At 52.3% G+C, this 17792-nt stretch carries 14 protein-coding genes; 10 read left to right on the top strand and 4 right to left on the bottom strand.

The genetic code is table 11. The features are described 5' to 3' along the window. Positions 1-5 precede the first annotated feature (5 nt). The 5 genes from JOD20_RS01250 to JOD20_RS01230 all read left to right on the top strand — a co-directional run bounded on the left by JOD20_RS01250 (position 6) and on the right by JOD20_RS01230 (position 7804). Positions 6-830, top strand: coding sequence for a phosphoenolpyruvate carboxykinase (ATP) (locus tag JOD20_RS01250; RefSeq protein ID WP_204753535.1), 825 nt, complete (start codon positions 6-8; stop codon positions 828-830). Then, entirely contained in the window at positions 808-1254 is a 447-nt protein-coding gene (locus JOD20_RS01245; RefSeq protein WP_204753534.1) for a S24 family peptidase, read from the top strand. The genes JOD20_RS01250 and JOD20_RS01245 overlap by 23 nt, the downstream gene beginning before the upstream one ends. Next, positions 1203-4310, top strand: coding sequence for a C25 family cysteine peptidase (locus tag JOD20_RS26825; RefSeq protein ID WP_204753533.1), 3108 nt, complete (start codon positions 1203-1205; stop codon positions 4308-4310). The genes JOD20_RS01245 and JOD20_RS26825 overlap by 52 nt, the downstream gene beginning before the upstream one ends. A 140-nt stretch (positions 4311-4450) precedes the next feature. After that, positions 4451-5332: a sortase gene (locus JOD20_RS26820; RefSeq protein ID WP_204753532.1), complete on the top strand. Its 882-nt coding sequence runs from the start codon at positions 4451-4453 to the stop codon at positions 5330-5332. A gap of 30 nt (positions 5333-5362) precedes the next feature. Next, complete coding sequence (locus JOD20_RS01230; protein ID WP_204753531.1) at positions 5363-7804, top strand: isopeptide-forming domain-containing fimbrial protein; 2442 nt, start codon at positions 5363-5365, stop codon at positions 7802-7804. A gap of 58 nt (positions 7805-7862) precedes the next feature. Here JOD20_RS01230 and JOD20_RS01225 read toward each other — a convergent pair whose 3' ends face one another. Further along, positions 7863-8279 carry a RusA family crossover junction endodeoxyribonuclease gene (locus JOD20_RS01225; protein WP_204753530.1) on the bottom strand — a complete coding sequence of 139 codons (417 nt, stop codon included), beginning with the start codon at positions 8277-8279 and terminating at the stop codon, positions 7863-7865. A gap of 136 nt (positions 8280-8415) precedes the next feature. Between JOD20_RS01225 and infC the strand changes: the two genes are divergently transcribed. From infC to JOD20_RS01205, 4 genes are all read left to right on the top strand, one after another. Then, the gene (gene infC / locus JOD20_RS01220) at positions 8416-9114 is read left to right on the top strand and encodes a translation initiation factor IF-3 (protein WP_338034164.1); all 699 of its coding nucleotides are present in this window, start codon (positions 8416-8418) and stop codon (positions 9112-9114) included. Further along, positions 9083-9286 (top strand): 50S ribosomal protein L35, encoded by a 204-nt coding sequence (rpmI, locus tag JOD20_RS01215; RefSeq protein WP_054535718.1) that lies wholly within the window; start codon positions 9083-9085, stop codon positions 9284-9286. Before infC ends, rpmI begins: the two co-directional genes overlap by 32 nt. 113 nt (positions 9287-9399) lie before the next feature. Further along, positions 9400-9756: a 50S ribosomal protein L20 gene (gene rplT, locus JOD20_RS01210; RefSeq protein ID WP_110513824.1), complete on the top strand. Its 357-nt coding sequence runs from the start codon at positions 9400-9402 to the stop codon at positions 9754-9756. 18 nt (positions 9757-9774) lie between these two features. Next, positions 9775-10569: a TrmH family RNA methyltransferase gene (locus tag JOD20_RS01205; protein WP_204753529.1), complete on the top strand. Its 795-nt coding sequence runs from the start codon at positions 9775-9777 to the stop codon at positions 10567-10569. Between the two features lie 414 nt (positions 10570-10983). Here JOD20_RS01205 and JOD20_RS01200 read toward each other — a convergent pair whose 3' ends face one another. The 3 genes from JOD20_RS01200 to pdhA all read right to left on the bottom strand — a co-directional run bounded on the left by JOD20_RS01200 (position 10984) and on the right by pdhA (position 14406). After that, complete coding sequence (locus JOD20_RS01200; protein ID WP_204753528.1) at positions 10984-12330, bottom strand: dihydrolipoamide acetyltransferase family protein; 1347 nt, start codon at positions 12328-12330, stop codon at positions 10984-10986. A gap of 89 nt (positions 12331-12419) precedes the next feature. Beyond that, positions 12420-13418 (bottom strand): alpha-ketoacid dehydrogenase subunit beta, encoded by a 999-nt coding sequence (locus JOD20_RS01195; protein WP_054535721.1) that lies wholly within the window; start codon positions 13416-13418, stop codon positions 12420-12422. A gap of 10 nt (positions 13419-13428) precedes the next feature. Beyond that, a complete protein-coding gene (pdhA, locus tag JOD20_RS01190; protein WP_054535722.1) occupies positions 13429-14406 on the bottom strand; it encodes a pyruvate dehydrogenase (acetyl-transferring) E1 component subunit alpha in 978 nt (325 codons plus the stop codon). Between the two features lie 794 nt (positions 14407-15200). On the opposite strand from pdhA, the gene pheT reads away from it, so the two are divergent. Beyond that, positions 15201-17717, top strand: a complete 2517-nt coding sequence (pheT, locus tag JOD20_RS01185) for a phenylalanine--tRNA ligase subunit beta (RefSeq protein WP_204753527.1) — start codon at positions 15201-15203, stop codon at positions 17715-17717. Positions 17718-17792: the final 75 nt, after the last annotated feature.

Below are 17792 nucleotides of genomic sequence, written 5' to 3'. Positions count from 1 at the left end.
TGGTAATGCTTTCCATTGGCGGTTGTCGAATTGCACTTGATCTGCCAGCGTGGCCAGCTATGGTCGACCAGCAATTTCAAATCAATGCTTCAACCGCCGATCTTCAGATTCACACCTGTGCTGCCGCTGACCGCTACCCGCTTGGTCAGCGGCTTTTTCAGGCCGATCAGGTTTGGGCGCTTTGGCAGCACGAGCATATTCGCAGTATCGTCGGCCACCCGCCAACTCATGCCGAGCCATTGTGGGCGTTGCAACAAACCGCCGCTGATACGTGGTTGCTCAGCCATGATTCAAGTGTTAGCGCCGCCGAAGTGTTGTTTGATTATCCAGGCTTGCAGTTGATCTTAATTGAATGGCTGAGTGTGCATCAAGGTGGTTTGTTGCATGCCTGCGGCGTGGTCGATGCAGGGCAAGGCTTGCTCTTGGTTGGCCCGCCAGGCGTGGGCAAATCAACCTCAGCGCGCCTTTGGCATAGCGCGGGAGCTAGCATTTTGAGCGATGATCGGGTGATTGTGCGTTGGCATGCCGACCAGCTTTGGGCTTATGGCACGCCATGGTATAGCAGCGCTGGTTTAATCGCTGCCCAAGCAGCCCCAGTACGGGCAATATGCTACCCCAGCCATGGCGCAACCAACCACGCCACTCGTTTGAGCAGCGCCCAAGCCTTGCGCCATTGGTTGCCCGAGCAATTTCTGCCCTTGTGGAACCCAATTGCCCTCGACCAAGCCTTGGAGCTTGCCGATTATGCTACCAGCAAAGTGGACCAATGGCACTTGGCGTTTGTGCCCGATTCTGAGGTAATTAGCTATGTGCGCCAACTCCTTGGCTGAACGAGTGCTCAGCGCCGCCGAGGCCTACGACTTGGCGCAGTTGGTTGTGCAGGCAGGTGGTAGGCTCCAGCTCCAAGTGGCGGGCCGCAGTATGCAGCCAATCCTGCCTGACCAAACCTTGGTGACAATTGCTGATATGCCAGCAACTATTAGCTTGGGCAGCGTGGTTTTGGCTGATGTTGGGCAACGCGTGGTCATGCATCGGGTGCTTTGGCGCAACCAACAGCGATATTTGATTGCTGGCGATGCCTGCCCCTATTTCGATGGCTGGATCGAGCGCTCGGCAATTGTGGCCCAGGCTGTCGCTTGGCAAACGCCAAATGCTCACTTGAAGCTCAATCGGCTTGGGCGTTACGTTCAATGGCTTCTGGCGTGGCTGCGTCATGCGCGGCGTTGGTTGATCAAACCGAAATATCTGAGGTAATTATGCTCCAGCGTTGGTTAATTGGCTGTTTAGTGATGTCGATGTTGCTGATTCGTCAACCGGTGGTGGCCCAAATTGCTACTGCTCCGCTGACGCTCCAACGCCATGGTCAGCATTTGCAGATTAATCTTCAATTGCCAAAACCAAACGTATCCGCCAATGCGATTAAGCTGGCTGGCTGGCAAAATGATGCCAGCGCCGATCAACCTGCCTTGCCGCGTTCAGCTCACTGGTTGGTTGTGCCAACTGGCTATCACTTGCAGCTCAGATCAGTTGTCGCCAACGATCTGCAATCCTATCGCCAGCAACTGCAACTCAACCCGACCAACGGTTGGCAGGTTGACCCATTGCAGCCAAGCAAGGCCATCGCGACCAGCACCCCAAGCACTGCTACCAAACAAGCGCAGTATCCAGCGGCATGGGCCAGCCTTGGTCAAGTTGTCCAAGTGCGTGAGCAACAACTCGTACCCTTGACGATTTTTGGGGCGCAATGGCAACCAGCCAAGCAGCAACTGCTTGTACCAAGCTCAATTGATATTAGCCTCGAATTTGTGGCTGATTCCACGCAGCGCAAGCTTCGCCCTGATCCGTTGTGGAATGAATTGCTGCGCCAACAAGTGCTTAACCCCAGCGATCTTACTGAGCCTAGCTTGAAACCCCAACTGGCGAGCAGCGTGCCCTTGACCACTGGTTTGCGCGTGCGTTTTGCCAAGCCTGGCATTAGCGAAATTCGTTGGAGCGATTTGCAGGCGGCAGGTGTGCCAAGCCAATGGATCAATCAAGCTGCCAATTTGCAGCTTTGGCAGGGCCGCCAGCAACTGCCACGTTTGCTCACCGCCACGGGCATGGTGTTTTATCTCCCGCCCTACAATCGCGATCAAAGCCACGAAGGCAGCGTGATTGTGCGCTGGAATTCGCAGCAAGCAGGTACTGTGTTGGTCAGCGAATCGGTTAATTCGGCTAGCCCAAGCCTCAATTCCTATAACGAAACCCTGCGTTTGGAAGAACAAAAACTCTATTTGAGCGCTTTTCCGGCGAGCGGCACAAACCGTTGGTGGTGGCAATATTGGTATAGCCCGGGTGCTGGCCAAACTGCCCAACCATTGCAGATCAATTGGAATCTTGATAGCGCGACTCGTTTTGATCAGCCAGCTCGTTTGCGCTTGCGCTTGCATGGCGGCAAACTTGGTAATCAGCATCAGGCCGAAATTCGGCTCAACAATCGTTTGCTGACCACCGTCACAATGACCGGTTTTCAAGTGCTTGAGCCAATGATTAGCGTACCAAGCGGCTGGCTTAGCCCAACCAACCAGCTAACAATTGTGCCGATTGGCAATGAGCGCGAAACCAGCTTTCTCGATTGGGTTGAGCTTGATTATCAGCGCCAATTGCAGGCGGTTGCAGGCGAATTGCAGTGGTCAAGCACTCCGCCAAATCAAACGATTAGCAACATTAGCAGCGAAAATCCCTTGCTATTTGATGTGCAAACGCCATTTGCGCCACGCCGTTTGGTTGGCTGGAATTTGCAGCAAGGCCAACTAAGCTGGGAAACGACAGGCAATCGGCGCTATTTGGTGCAAAGCCAACGCCAAACGCCTTTGAGCAGCACATGGTTCAGCCAGCCCGATCTGAGTGCGGTCAGCCAACAAGCAGATTATCTGGTGCTTAGCTACAATCCTGCTAATTCCAATAGTTGGAGCAACGCCCTGCAACCGTTGTTGGCTCAACGAGCGAGCCAAGGCCTCAAGCCATTGTTAATCGATGTCCAACAGATTTACGACCAATTTGGCGATGGGCGAGTTGACCAGCAAGCGATTGCCGATTTTATCAAGTATGCCTATGCCAATTGGCAGGCTCCAGCGCCGAGTTTTGTGCTATTGGTTGGCGATGGCACTGCCGATCCCCACGATTACGCCGATAGCATTGGCCACCCAGTTACCAATTTTATTCCGCCCTATTTGGCTGATGTTGACCCGTGGTTGCGCGAAACTGCCGCCGATAATCGCTATGTAACGGTGGCTGGCAGCGACAATTTGCCCGATTTGTTTTTGGGGCGTATTCCAGCTCGTTCGCTGAGCGATGTTGAGAATGTGGTCAACAAAATTTTGAGCTACGAAGCCACGCCAAGCGATGCACCTTGGCTCAATAATTTGCTATTTATCGCCGATGATCCTGATCAATCAGGTGATTTTCCATGGCTTTCGAATGAGGTTGTGGAGATTTTACCCGCGACGATTGATCAGCAATTACTCTATTACACGCCAAATAGCAATCTGACCCAATTTCGGGCTGAGATTGTCAATGCGATCAATAGTGGCCAATTTTTGGTCAATTATGTTGGCCATGCGGGGATTGATGTATGGGCTGAGCCAGCGATTTTTAATCCTCAATCGGTGGCGAGCTTGAGTAACACAGCCTTGCCATTGGTGCTTTCGTTGAGTTGCTACGCTGGCCATTATCAACAAAACGATCTCGAATCGTTGGCTGAAATGCAGCTTTTGAAGCAGCAGCGAGGTGCGGTTGGCATGTGGGCGGCCAGCGGTTTGGGCATCGCTCATGGCCACGATTATCTTGATCGGGGCTTTGTGAATGCTATTATCAACGATGGTTGGAGCTTGGTTGGGCCGGCGACGATTCAAGGTAAGCTTGATTTAGCAGCGGCGAATATCTCGCCTGATTTGCTTGATACCTTTACCTTTTTTGGCGATCCGGCGCTGCAAGTTCCGTTGCCCACCCTCAATAATTGGCAGCCAAGCGCCGATTATTTCGAAGTATTGCAATATTCGCAGGCCAATCGGCTCACGCCCTTAGCGAATGATCAGGCCAGTTTTAGCCAAATTGTTAGCTTTGAACAGCCGCAGCATGGTCGAGCATGGCTCGATGCAGATCAACAAAGCATTCGCTATACGCCTGATCCTGTTTATAATGGGCTTGATTCATTCAGCTACCAAGTGCGCAATTTGAGCCTAAACCAAAGCTTGACGACAACGGTTACAATAAGCGTGACCGCGATTGCGCCGCAGCTCTATCTACCATTGACCATCGCAGCGCCTTAAGAATTTGCTTGACAATAACGGGTTAAACGATCGCTTTAGCGTGATTTGTAGCCTTTTAGTCCTATTGCGCAATTGTAAAGAGAGCTATATAATTTGCGCCATTCTAGGGATGATTGAAGCATATAGAGTACGAGTTTGTAGTGGTACAACCGCCAACCATCGATTCGACACACGACGATTTGGGCTTGCTTCAAGAATTGCTGGCAGCACCACCACCAGTGCGTTCGTCATTGCATCGACCTGCCCAACTTCGTTCGCTCAAAGAAGAGCGTAAGACTGCACTTCAAGGGTACCGTTTCCGTGGGGTGCTTGATGCTATTTTAGTGCGCTCAGAACGCTTGTTAATCATTGGTGTGATCGTTTTCTTTGGTTATTGGGTGGTCAATATCTATGGCCGCGATTGGTGGTATGCGCGCAGCAATCCATCTGCTCCAGCCCCAGTTTGGGAAGCACTTGCACCTGGAGCCAGTGCCGCCGAACTTGATCAGGTTTTGGGGCAACAACTCCCAGTGATTGCGCCAGCGATTAGTGCTGCGGCCCCAGATTATCTCGAGCCTGCGCAAGGGTTTATTTTACAACCTGCAACGCCAACCCCAACGCCTGATCCCATGAGTCTTGTGCCAAAACGGATTATCGTGCCAACAATGCAACTCGATAGTCCGATCCACGAAGTCTTTTTGCGTGATGGAATTTGGGAAGTTGCCGATTATGCGGTAGGCTATCATCATGGCACCGCCTTACCGGGCAAAGGCAATACTGTTTTTGCGGGGCATGCTGGCATTCGTGGCAGTGTCTTTGGCCGACTGAACGAACTTCAGCTGGGCCACGATATTTATGTTGAAACAGCTGATACTCGTTATCACTATCAAGTCCAAACTATTCAACAAGTTTGGCCAAACCAAGTCGAAGTGATGTATCCAACCGAGCAAGCAATGATCACGATGATCACGTGTACTGCTTGGGACACCCAACGGTTGGTTGTCAAAGCTCGGCTGATTGATCAGGCAGCGCTCTCCTCTTAATTGCGGAGGCAATAGATCGAGGGGTTTCGCATGAAATCTTTTTTTCGTCGGCAACGCCCGACATCCCTCCGCGAACGAGGTAAAGGCAAAGTTCGCTGGACAATCTGGGAGTTAACAGCGCTGGTTGTTAGCATCATTATGATGGCAACGCCATTATTAGCCGCGATTAGCAGTGCTATTTTTCCATTTAATGCTCAGGCTCAAACCACGCCTCGGCCAACATCGGCGGCTACACCAGTAACTCCACTGCCGCCAACGGCTACCCAGACCTATCCGGTGCCAACTGAAACGCCGTTGATAACACCTTGTCCAACCGCAGAACCAACCAACACGCCAACCGAGACCGCAACAAGCTATCCGACACCGGGCACGCCGGGCACTCCAACCGATACCCCAAGTGTGACCGATACGCCAACCGGCGTGATTTCGCCAACGGATACGCCAAGTGTGACCGACACGCCTGGCTTGCCAACGGATACGCCAAGTGTGACCGACACGCCTGAGTTGCCAACCTCAACCAGCGTGGTTACGCCAACCATCACGACGGTGGTCAGCCCAACCGCAACCAATGTGGTTAGCCCAACTGCTATTCGCGGTGGCATGGGTGGGAGCGCCCGTTTGCACCGACCTTTGGGGCAAACCCCAGATCCATGTGTAACGCCAACGTCACTTATTATTCCGACTGATACGATTCCACCAGAACTGACCCCAACCGGTACAATTACTGGTGTCGTTACGCTTACCCCAGAAACACCGATTGCAACTGTTCCAACTGATATTACAACTGCAACCGCAACCGAAACAACCTTACCTTCATCTGAACCAATTGCTGTGGCTAAGAGTAGTTCACGGGCGCTCGTTCAGCCTGGAGAGACGTTTAGTTATATCATCACGGTAAGTTTCCAAGATAATGGTGATGGCCAAACGTCGCGCTCAGTTACGATTATTGACCAATTACCAAGCCAAGTAACCTTTATTGCTGTCCAAGCGCTTGGCTCAGCAACCTGTGTTGGTGGCGCGACGGTCAACTGTAATGGTACCGTGACCGCTGGTAATCCAATTGTGGTTACCATCCAAGTGCAAGTGAATGCCAGTGTTGCGCCAGGCACCAGTATCGTCAATACGGCAAGCGCTTCAGCTGCTAACCGTACGTTGCAAGCAAGCGACACTGTGATCGTACCGGATACCTTGCCAACGACCACCATTGGGACTGCTGGCCCAAGCTTTACCCCAATTGTGATTACGACTACGCCAAATACACCAATTATCGTGACTATCACGCCAGGCAATGGCACACCAGTTACGCCGATTGTCAATACGCCAGTAACACCAATTGTGAACACACCAGTTACGCCGATTGTGAACACACCAGTTACGCCGATTGTGAACACGCCAGTTACGCCGATTGTGAACACGCCAGTTACGCCGATTGTCAACACGAGCGTGCCGGTTACGACTCGGCCAAACAATACGCCGCGGCCAAACAATACGCCACGGCCAAACCAACCAACCAATACACCACAGCCAAATCAGCCAAGCAATACGCCACGGCCTGATATTACTTCAGTGCCAGCAACCAACGTGCCAGTTGCCACGGTTGTTCCACCAATCAACCCAACCGCAACGCCACGGCCAGGCGCACCAGTCGCTACGGCAACGCCACGGCCTGGTGGTGGTAGTAACCCAACCGCAACGCCACGGCCAGGCGCACCAGTGGCTTCAGCTACCAATGCACCTGCTGGCAGTCAACCAACCAATGCACCTGCTCCAGCAACCGCAACTCCAACCAATCCTGCTGGCTTCGTCACTGATCCAATCGTGACTGGCTTGCAGTTCCAGAAGAAGAGCGATTGGGGCAGCCGCTTCGCAGGCGAAAGCTTGGTCTACACAATTACGATCATCAGCCCAACCAATTCGTTGAATGCTGGGACGATGCGTGATGTGGTTGTGGTTGATCAATTGCCAAGCAACTTGGAAACCAATGGCCCAATCAAGGTCAGTGACCAAAATGCCCGCGTTGAGCAACAAGGCAATCAAATTACGGTTCGCGTAGGGGTCTTGCCAGCTGGCCAAACCTTGACGATTATGATTCCAGTCAAGATCAAAGATGGCGTGGCAGCGCAAACCCGCATTGTGAACCAAGCCCAGTTGAACTTCACTGGCTTGGCTCAGCCAATCTACTCGAACATTTCGAGCGTCTTGGTGGTTGGGGCAGCGCCTGCAGGTAGCACCACAACCGTGCCAAATGCGACCGCTGGCAGCGGCGGAGCCGCAACCGCTAACCCCGCAACTGTCACGCCAAATACCGGCGTTGGCAGCGGCCAAGGCAATGGCGATGGTGGCACAGTAACCGATGTTGGGACGAGCAATCCTGCTACCAACATGGGTATTCCAGCCACCGGCTTTGTGCTCTTTGCAATGACGATGTTAGTCCACATTGTGCGGGTTCGCCGCGAAATGACCCGGATCTAACTCGCAGCGTCTGAAACTAGCAAAAACCCCGCTCAACCGAGCGGGGTTTTGTTTTTCGTTATTTGATGAGTACTTCACGATCGTGTTCAAATTGCCAATCGCTGAGGGCTTCTAGCTCGACTTCGAGCCGTGGATGCAAGGGATCGATGCGTTTGACCAGATGAATATCGACCACGCGATTATCGTTAATGCCAAGACTGGTGCAGATACTATCTTGGGTAATTTTGAGGCCGCCATCAAGGTCGCGGCGCAGCGGCGTTTCAAAATAAAAATCGAGAAACAAGGCCAAATAGCCTTTTTGGGCGAGAGCTAAAAACTGCTCGGAGATGGTATCGCGTTGCTGGAGCATGGCCAAGTGGCGTTTGACCTGGCGTTTAAAGGTTTGGGCTTCGCGGCTCAAGACGCGGCGATTACCAACCGATACATATTGGCTATTGATTGATGGTGGTAATGGCAAACTAAATTGAACAACCACATGCCCCTCCAGACAGCGCCAGTCGCAACGCATTGGTTTAGTATAGCACAGGCTTGCCAAACATTTGTGTTGTTTTATTAAGATTAATCATATAAAGCCAGAAAATCTTTGACTTATGCCGAAGATTATGCTATAGTTGGCGAGCCAACACCCTAACGCTGATGAGGTCGCGTTTAGGGCTTTGTTGTGTTTTGATGTCCTTTTTTGGAAGGAGCCTCCTATCAGAGACAAGCTACGAATCAATAATCGGATTCGCGTGCGCGAAGTGCGTCTGATCGACGAAAACGGGGAGCAAGTTGGGATCATCACGACTCGTGATGCGCTCGACATGGCCCATGACCGCGATCTCGACTTGGTTGAGGTTGCCCCGAATGCTAGCCCGCCGGTTTGCCGCCTCATGGATTACGGCAAGTACCGCTACGAGCAAACCAAGAAAGAACGCGAAGCCCGCAAGAATCAAAAACAGGTCGAACTGAAAGAGATTCGCATGCAGCCGCGCACCGACACCCATGACTTGCAGGTAAAGGTGAACAATGCTCGCCGTTTCCTCGAAGAAGGGCACAAAGTGAAGTTCTCGGTACGTTTCCGTGGGCGCGAAATCACTCACCCTGAAATTGGCCGCGATATGCTTGAGCAAATTGCTGAAGATTTACGCGATCATGGGGTGCTTGAGCAAAAACCCACGCTCGAAGGTCGGGCCTATTCGTTGATCATGGCCCCATCACCAAGCAAAACGCAACAACCTGCGAAACGTAGCGACAAACCGGCTCCACCATCACCATCATTAGGAGATATTGATTTCGATGCCGAAGATGAAGACCAACAAGCAGGCTAAACGCCGCTTCAAAATCACTGGCACCGGTAAAATTATGCGTACCAAGGGTGGCAAAAGCCACTTCCGCCGCCGCAAATCAACCCGGGTCAAGCAGGCGCTCGATAAGATGTTCCCAGTGAGCCCATCAGACGTGAAACGTCTGCAACGCTCATTGCCTTACGGCCTGAAATAGTTCGTTCGTCGGAAACGTAGTGCTGGTTCGCAGCGGGATCAGGGTTACAAGCTTGCAATGCTCCTGTACCGTCTCGCCAGCACGTTGTCTGTACTCAATTTGGAGGTATCTCGATGGCACGTATCAAACGTGGCATTATGACGCACAAGCGTCACAAGAAGCTTTTGAATCAAGCCAAGGGTTTCCGCGGCAGCCGTTCACACAACTATAAAACCGCTCACGAAGCAGTGATGAAGGCGCTGGCCTATGCCTACCGCGACCGCCGTAACCGCAAACGCGATTTCCGCCGCTTGTGGATCGTGCGGATCAACGCTGCTGCCCGCTTGAACGGTTTGAGCTATAGCAACTTGATCAATGGCTTGAACAAAGCTGGGATCTTAATCGATCGCCGCCAATTGGCCGACTTGGCTGTACGCGATGCTGCCGCTTTCACGGCAATTGTTGCGCAAGCCAAGCAAGCTTTGGCCTAGTTCAAGGCACGGTGCTGCGTGAGCGACCTCATTACCAGCACTGCTAATCATCACGTTAAATACCTGCGCTCATTGGTGCGTTCCCGCAAGGATCGTCACAACGAGCGCAGGTTTGTTGTTGAAGGGGTGCGGTTAGTCGCCGAAGCGCTGCATGTTGGCCAACCAAGCGTGCTGATGTATGTGGCTGAGCAATTGGCAAGCACTGAGCGCGGTCAGCAATTGCTCGATCAGCTGGCTCTATTGCCCAATGCGTTTGCAACAACTCCAGCAATTCTGGCGGGAATTAGCGATGTTGAAACACCGCAAGGGATTATTGCTGCTGTGCCAATGCCTCAAATCAGCAGCCAACCAGCATCGTTAATTTTGATGCTCGATGGGGTTCAAGATCCTGGCAATGTTGGCACGCTGTTGCGCTCAGCAGAAGCAGCTGGCGTTGGCCAAGTGCTCTGTTTGCAAGGCACTGCCGATGTGTGGAGTCCCAAGGTTGTGCGCTCGGGCATGGGCGTGCACTTCCGCTTGCCAATCGTCGATGGCCTGCATTGGGAAAACGCTTTGCCCTTGATTGCGCATTGTCCGCAACGTTTTGCTGCGGTGCAAGATTCGCCGCTGGCCTATGATCAGGCTGATCTGCGCCAACCAAGTGTGCTAATTATTGGCAACGAAGCAAATGGCGTTTCGAGCACAACCCTCAGTTATGCTAGCACCATCACCATCCCCATGCTTGGCGCGCTCGAATCGTTGAATGCTGCGATTGCAGGCAGTGTGCTGTTGTTCGAAGCCGCCCGACAACGTCGAGCAAAGTATGAAGGATGAGGGATGAAGGATGAAATTGATTCACGAAGGTTAAGTTTTTTAGCCACGAATTGCACGAATAATTATTTTTAGCCACAGATTGCACAGATTTGTTTGATTATCGTTCCCAAAGCCTATAGCCAATAGCCATACTTCCTCTGCGTTAAAAACCCACAAAGATTACGTTTCGCCACGAATTGCCCGAATTCCACGAATAATTGTTTTTCGCCACAGATTGCACAGATTATTTTGATTCTTGTTCTAATTCCCAGCCCCCGATCCCTATGTTCTATGCTCTTTGTTCTATGTTCTTATTTTGACTTTTGACTTCTAATTTTTGCCTTCATCCTTCATCCTTCATCCCTCATCCTTTAAAAAAAGCCCCTCGCCCGCCGAAGCGAGCAAGAGGCAACATTCAGGCTTTGCCCAACAATTTTAGAGCAAGAGCTTGAATGGATTTTGCAGCAAGTTCTTGAGTTCGACCAAGAACTGAGCAACGGTTGCGCCATCGGTTGCGCGGTGGTCGGCTGAAACTGTCAGATTCATCAAGTGGCGAATCACAATCTCACCATCGCGGACAACTGGAGTGGCAATTGTGCTGCCGACAGCCAAGATTGCGCTTTGTGGTGGCGTGATAATCGCGATGAAGTTGGTGACATCGAACATCCCCAAGTTGCTGACGGTGAATGTACCGCCTTGGAGATCGTCGAGGCCAGCCTTGCCTTCGCGGGTACGGCTAATCACATCGCGCATTTGGCTCGAGATTGCGCCGAGGCTCAAGCTATCGCAATTGCGTACGACAGGAGCCAACAAGCCGGCATCGGTTGCCACGGCCACGCTGATGTGTACATCTTTGTGAACCAACAACTTATCGCCAGCAAAGGTTGCATTGAGCGAAGGGAACTTCTTCAAGGCAATTGCACAGGCTTTGAGCAGCAATTCGGTAACTGAAAGCTTGCCGCCGTGAGCTTCACGCAACTTGGGCAAGAGTTCTTGAATTGCATCCATTTCGATCGTTGACGTAACGAAGAATGGTGGCACTTGTTGTTGGCTTTCGACCATGCGCTTGGCAGCGGTTTGGCGCAAGCGTGAAAGTGGCTCTTCGCTGTAGACTGCGTTTGGTGCTGGTGGTGCAAAGACCAAGCCAACTGGGGCTGGCACTGGCGATGCTGCTGGTGCAGCAGGCGCAGCTTTTGGTTCGCTAGCAGCAGGTGCGGCGGCAGCGGCTGGCGCAGCTTTTGGTGCGCTGGCAGCGGCCAACACATCGGCTTTGACAATCCGGCCATCAGGGCCTGAGCCTTTGAGACCTGTCAAATTTACGCCGCGTTGTTCGGCCAAACCGCGAGCAGCTGGCGTTGCCACCAAGCGGCCTGTCGCTTCAGCGGGTGCACTTTCAGCTGGCGCTGCCTCAACTTTTTCTGGTTGAGCGGCAACTGCTGGAGCGGTTGGGGCTGCTTCGGCACCTTCGCCAACTGCTGGAGCATCGCTGGCTGGGGTGACACTGGCGTTAGCTGCTTCCGATTCCTCGGCTTCGTCATCGCCTGAGCCATCGTCAATTTCGGCAATTGGCGCGCCGACGGGCACGGTATCGCCTTCGTTGACCAAGAACTTGATAATTTTGCCAGCCTCAAAAGCCTCGATTTCAATCGTGACCTTATCGGTTTCGACTTCAGCAATTGGTTCACCACGCGAAACTTCATCGCCTGGCTGTTTCAACCATTTGGCCAAAGTACCTTCGACCATATCGTAGCCCATTTTGGGCATTTCTAGTTTCTTCGCCATCGTGACCTCGTGTGTTGGTGGCTTGGCGAGCGGTTTGGAATTCGTGAAACCGTTTTCTTTAGCTGCCTGCCGAGCCACCTAACCTCAAACTACTGCTGCCGAATCTTTTGGGTCTTGCCTGCCAGCACATTCTTGACTGCTTGAATGACTGAATCGGCATTTGGCACCACGTGGGCTTCCAAGTTTTTGGCATACGGCATTGGCACTTCGTCAAAGCCTACGCGCCAAATTGGAGCGTCCAAGTGATCAAAGCCTTCGGTATACAAGCGAGCGGCAATTTCCGAGCCAACGCCAACTGATGTCCACTCTTCGGTGGCAATCACAGCACGGTTGGTTTTGCGGAAACTTTCCAAGACTGGCTCCATATCGAGCGGACGAATGGTGCGCAAGTCGACCAAGGCTGCGTCGATGCCTTCGCTGGCCAAGGTTTCAACTGCTTGTTGGCAATAAGGAATCATGCGGCCATAGCCCACGATCGTCACATCTTTGCCATCGCGCAACAAGTTTGATTTGCCAATCGGAACCGTGTAGCTTTCTTCTGGCACTTCGCCCTTGATGTTGTAAATCCCAGTGTGTTCGATAAAAATCACGGGATCGGGATCTTCGATGGCAGCCTTCATCAAGCCTTTGGCATCGTATGGTGTGCCGGGCACAACCACTTTGAGGCCAGGCATGTAGGCATAGTAGTTATCGAAGGCTTGTGAGTGAGTAGCGCTCAATTGACCGTAGCCGTTGGGCATGCGGAAGACAATTGGGCAGGTAAACTGGCCACCGAACATATAGTGCAATTTAGCGGCGTGGTTGATAATCATATCCAGCGCCAAAATTGCAAAGTTGGTGGTCATCATTTCGACGACTGGGCGTAAGCCGTTCATGGCTGCGCCGATGCCTAAGCCAGCGTAGCCAGCTTCAGCAATGGGCATATCTTTGATGCGTTCGGGGCCAAACTCTTTTAAAAACCCTTTGGTCACACCGTAAGCGCTATCGTAGTGAACAACATCTTCACCAATGATAAACACCCGTGGATCGTTGGTCATTGCTTCGCGCAATGCTTGGCGCAAGGCTTCCGAGTAGGTTATAACGGGCATTGATATCTCCTTAGAGCGGCTTCGAGTAGATTTCGGTCCATGCTTCGCTCAGGTCTGGGGCAGGGCTTTCTTCGGCAAATTGCACCACTGCATCCATTTCCTTTTCAACTTCTTTATCGATTTGTTTGGCTTGTTTTTCAGTCAACAAGTTTTGATCGATCAGTTTTTGCTTGAGCAAAGCAATTGGGTCGCCTGAGCGCCGAGCGTTAATGTCGTCGCGAGTACGATACATTTGGGGGTCGGCAGCTGAGTGACCACGCAGACGGTAGGTCATCGCTTCAAGGAAATAGGGGCCTTCGGTGCGAGCATGATTGACGGCGTGAAGGGCGCGGGCGCGCATTTCTTCAACATCGTTGCCATTGACCCGCTCGCCTGGCATAAACGGCGAAGCTTTTTTGTGAATTTCGGTAACCGAGGTGTGCACGCTCAACGGCGTACCCATCGCGAATTCATTGTTTTCGCAGAGGAAAACGATTGGCAATTTGTAGAGCGCTGCCATGCTGACGGCTTCGTAGAATTCGCCGCCATTGGTTGCGCCATCGCCAAAGAAACACATGACAACGCCGTCTTGATCGGCTTCGCCAAGCACTTCGCGCTTGTATTTGATTGAATAGGCAATGCCCATGGCCAACAGCAAGTGGGCACCAACGATGGCGTAACCGCCCCAGAAATTTTTATTTTTATCAGCAAAGTGCATTGAGCCGCCTTTGCCTTTACCGGTGCCAGTGCTGCGGCCAAACAATTCAGCCATCAAAGGTTTTGGTTCGAGGCCACGAGCAAGGGCGTGACCATGGTCGCGATAGTGAGTTACCAAGTGGTCTTGTGCTTTCAAAGCACCAATCGCACCAACCGCGACTGCTTCTTGCCCAACATATAAGTGCAAGAAGCCACCGATCCGAGCACGGGTGTACTGCTGCTGGCAATGTTCTTCAAACGAGCGAATCAGCACCATCGTGCGGTAATCGGCAAGTAAATCTTGCTTTTCCATCAAGGCTCCTTTATCGAGGGTTGCAGAAGAAGAAAAGCCATACCATGGCCGTTCTATCAACACGGATAGAACGTCTTTTAAATAAGGAATTAAGGTGTGTATTGTCGTCGTTGACAGGGCCTTTTATACCATTGGCTATTATAGCATATCGCATTGCATGCCGTCAGATAGCTTTATTTTTAGACACAGTGCGTCATGGCGAAAGGATGAAGGATGAATGATGAGGGATGAAGGAAAGGCAGAAATCAAAAGTCAAAAGTCAAAAAGAACAGAGAACATAGGGCATGAAGGATGAGGGATGAAGATAACCAGCACCCGAGTTTTGCTCCACGAAGGACACGAAGGACACGAAGGGCCGTAACCACGAAGAACACGAAGATCGCGAAGGCTGAGTTTTCGCCACAAATTGCCAAAGATGAGGCTATAGGCTGTTGGCTCTGGGCTATTGGCGATAGAAACCACGAAGCAGAATTTTTTAGCCACAGATTGGCACAGATTTTTAGGATTATTGTTCCAATAGCCCAGAGCCATCTATTCTCTGCGCCTCTGCGTTAACCTGCTGACCTCTGACACCTAGCGCCTGATCCCTATACGCTTCATCCTTCATCCCTCATCCTTCATCCTTTCTATGTTCTCTGCGCCGCTGCATTAACATGCTGACCCCTGACACCTAGCGCCTGATCCCTATACGCTTCATCCTTCATCCCTCATCCTTCATCCTTTCTGTATACTGTTGGCTTATCTTGTATAATGCTGATTGGCTGAAACTACTAGATACGATGAGGTAAAACGGCATGCGAGTACCGCTTTCGTGGTTACGCGAATTTGTTGATATAACGATGAGTCCTGAAGAATTGGCCGAGCGGCTCACGCGGGCGGGCTTGGAAGTTGCCAGCATTGATTATGTTGGGCTGCAAGCGCCAACTGGCTCGGCTTGGGCCCCAGATTTGAGCAGCGCCACTCCACCAGATTATATTCCGTGGGATCGCGAGACGATTTTTGTGGGCCAGATTGTTGATGTGCAGCCGCACCCCAACGCTGAACGCCTAAAATTGCCCAAAATTGCCTATGGCGAAGGTCGCGAATTGACCGTTGTCACTGGCGCGCCCAATATTGAGTTTGGCATGAGCGGCCAAAAAGTGGTGCTCGCCACCAAAGGCGCACGCTTGCTCGATGGCCATAGCGAAACCCGTCAATGGCTAACGCTCAAGCCAACCAAATTGCGCGGCGTGCCTTCCGAAGGCATGGTCTGCTCGGAGATGGAATTGGCGCTCTCCGACGAGCACGAAGGCATTATCTTCTTGCCCGATGATGCGCCAGTTGGCATGCCCTTGGCCGATTATTGGGGCGATGCAGTCTTGGAAATCGAAACCACGCCAAATTATGCTCATACCTTGAGCATTCTGGGGGTGGCCCGCGAAGTTGCGGCCTTCACCGGCGGCGAGTTGCGCATGCCCAGCTTCGATTTGCCAAGCAATGGCCCAGCCATCGCCGACAAAATTCAGGTCGAGATTGTCGATTCGAGCATTTGCCCACGCTTTGTTGCTGGCTTGATCGAAGGTGTCACCATCGCTCCCTCGCCGTGGTGGATGCAGCGCCGCTTGCGCTTAGCTGGTCAACGCCCAATCAACAACATTGCCGATATTACCAACTATGTGATGTTGGAACTTGGCGAGCCAAGCCATGCCTTCGATGCCGACCAAGTTGCGCAAGGCCGCTTGATTATTCGGCCTGCTGCTGCTGGCGAAAAGCTCGAAACCCTCGATCACATCGTGCGCGAATTGCGCCCAATCGATACGGTTGTGGCCGATCCGAACGGCCCATCGAGCTTGGCTGGGGTGATGGGTGGCGCAGCCTCGGAAATTAGCGACAGCACGGTTAATGTGTTGTATGAAGCGGCCTTGTGGAATCCAATTGCGATTCGACGCACCGCCCAACATTTCAAACTCTTCTCCGAAGCCTCAAAGCGCTTCGAAAAGGGCGTTGACCCAACGCTGCCACCACGCACAACGATTCGCGGTTTGAACTTAATTCAGCAAATTGCTGGCGGCACGATTGCCAATGGCTTGGTTGATGTTTGCCCTGAGCCATTCAGCCGCCGCGAAATTGAGCTAGCCTTGGGCGAAGTCAAACGCATTTTGGGCATTGAGCTTGCGCTAACCGAAGTGGCCAATTTGCTGAGCCGCTTGGGCTATGAATGCGCTGTGGTCGAATCGAGCCGTGGCCCCGCCTTGCATGTGCTGGTTCCTGCCCATCGCACCGATGTTGAGATCGAAGCTGATTTACTCGAAGATGTGGCGCGGATGTATGGCTACGATGAAATTCCCGAAGCGCTAATGGCCGATACCTTGCCAACCCAGCGCGCAAATCCATTGTTCGAAGCCACCGAACGTTTGCGCGATATGTTGGTGGCTGCGGGCTTAGATGAAGCAATTAGCTATTCGTTGAGCAACGAAACGCTGCAAAACTCAATCTATGTCAGCGAAAATGGCGCAACTGCTGCCCAATTCGTGCGCTTGGAAAACCCATTAACGCCCGATCGCTCGGTGATGCGGCGTTCGATTTTGCCCGAATTGCTGAATATTGTGGTTGGCGATTTGCGCGAACGCGAACGAGTAGCGCTGTTTGAAATTGGTGCTGTGTTCGAGCCAGTTGCTGGTCAACTGTTGCCTGATGAACCACGCAACGTGGCGCTGATTTTGGCTGGCACACGCCAAACCAGCACCTGGAGCCAGCCCGAGCCAGAGGGCTTCGATTTCTTCGATCTCAAGGGCGTGATTGAAGAAGTGCTACGTCGTCATGGCTTGCGCGAACGAGCCAGCTTCCAAGTGGCGAGCGACGAGCGTTTGCACCCAGGCCGCAGCGCCAAAATCGTCGTCGATGAGGTTGAAATTGGCGTGTTTGGCGAATTACATCCATTAGTGCGTGATCGCTTTGGCTTTAGCGTGCAGCGGGTCTGTGTTGCCGAATTAAGCGTTGATCAACTGCTCAAGGTCAGCACCCAAACCAAGTATGCGAGCATCTCGCGCTTCCCCGCGACAGTGCAGGATTTGGCCTTGGTTGCCAACGACGAGCTAGCCGCCGACCTGATTGCCAAGACGATCAAACAATATGGTGGCGAATTCTTAGAAGATGTGCGTTTATTCGATGTCTACACAGGTGCGCCAATTCCTGCTGGTCAGCGCAGTTTGGCCTTCCGTTTGCGCTTCCGCGCGCCCGACCGCACCTTGGCCGATAAAGATTTGCTCAAAACTCGCGAAAAGTTGCTCAAACAGCTTGAACGTGAACTAGGTGTGCAAATTCGCAGCTAAACGTTGCAACAGCCCCACTGCTCTCGCCAGCGGTGGGGCTTTTTGCGGATAATGCCTAACATCAATTTAACACCA

Origin of the sequence: Herpetosiphon giganteus, from assembly GCF_016907925.1 — a bacterium.
GTDB classification, from domain to species: domain Bacteria; phylum Chloroflexota; class Chloroflexia; order Chloroflexales; family Herpetosiphonaceae; genus Herpetosiphon; species Herpetosiphon giganteus.
The sequence above is the reverse complement of the archived record's forward strand: the minus strand, read 5'-3'. Positions and strand labels throughout refer to the sequence as shown.

Excerpts from the sequence above, each read along its gene's own strand:
- JOD20_RS01200 (WP_204753528.1), bottom strand. The coding sequence starts at position 12,330 with ATGGCGAAGAAACTAGAAATGCCCAAAATGGGCTACGATATGGTCGAA.
- JOD20_RS01195 (WP_054535721.1), bottom strand. The coding sequence starts at position 13,418 with ATGCCCGTTATAACCTACTCGGAAGCCTTGCGCCAAGCATTGCGCGAA.
- pheT (WP_204753527.1), top strand. The coding sequence starts at position 15,201 with ATGCGAGTACCGCTTTCGTGGTTACGCGAATTTGTTGATATAACGATG.
- pdhA (WP_054535722.1), bottom strand. The coding sequence starts at position 14,406 with ATGGAAAAGCAAGATTTACTTGCCGATTACCGCACGATGGTGCTGATT.
- rpmI (WP_054535718.1), top strand. The coding sequence starts at position 9,083 with ATGCCGAAGATGAAGACCAACAAGCAGGCTAAACGCCGCTTCAAAATC.
- JOD20_RS01230 (WP_204753531.1), top strand. The coding sequence starts at position 5,363 with ATGAAATCTTTTTTTCGTCGGCAACGCCCGACATCCCTCCGCGAACGA.
- JOD20_RS01245 (WP_204753534.1), top strand. The coding sequence starts at position 808 with ATGTGCGCCAACTCCTTGGCTGAACGAGTGCTCAGCGCCGCCGAGGCC.
- rplT (WP_110513824.1), top strand. The coding sequence starts at position 9,400 with ATGGCACGTATCAAACGTGGCATTATGACGCACAAGCGTCACAAGAAG.
- JOD20_RS01250 (WP_204753535.1), top strand. The coding sequence starts at position 6 with ATGCTTTCCATTGGCGGTTGTCGAATTGCACTTGATCTGCCAGCGTGG.